A 605-nucleotide genomic window follows, 5' to 3' on the forward strand; every position below is an offset into this window, starting at 1 on the left:
ACCTGCATGTAAAAACAGCCTGTTCTCTTCATCTAGATAATACAGTGGCATACTTTTTAAAAACTTTAAATGTTCCTTTTTTTGCTCAGGTGTAAAGCTTGTATAGCTTTCAATAGTTTCTTTACCACCATGCATGTACCAAGTTGCATTAACGCCTTTTGAGTTTAGCCAATTTTCACACCAAACATCATGATTTCCTTTTATAAAAATGCAGTTTATTTTTTCAGATAATTCAATTAGCAACTGAATTACATGGGCAGATTCACTCCAGCCATCTACATAATCACCCATAAAAATAAGGGTATCCGCTTCTTTTATTTCTATTTTATTTAATATTTGAATTAAAGCCTGTAAACCTCCGTGAATATCTCCTATTGCAATAGTGCGCGCCATTTTATAATACTTTTCTGCAAAACTATAGCAGAATTATAAAAAACAACGCTTTTTTAAAGTTAAGATTTAATTAAAAATATTGACCTATACCAAACACAAGTCCTTGCGAAGCATTTTCTGTAAGCCCCAAACCGTAGTCTATTCTAAAAATTGCATTAAATATTTTTTTATGAATAAACCTGAGCCCTAAACCAGAGTATATTTTTAGGTTG

General features: G+C 31.4%; 1 protein-coding gene and 1 pseudogene. Both read right to left on the bottom strand.

Going from position 1 to position 605, the window contains the following annotated elements; genetic code table 11:
* On the bottom strand, positions 1-393 hold a 393-nt coding region (locus FUA24_RS05185; protein WP_148540302.1), incomplete at its 3' end, for a metallophosphoesterase family protein.
* 70 nt (positions 394-463) lie between these two features.
* A pseudogene (locus FUA24_RS25695) lies at positions 464-605 on the bottom strand (outer membrane protein assembly factor); the annotation flags it as partial.

The organism is Seonamhaeicola marinus (assembly GCF_008085455.1).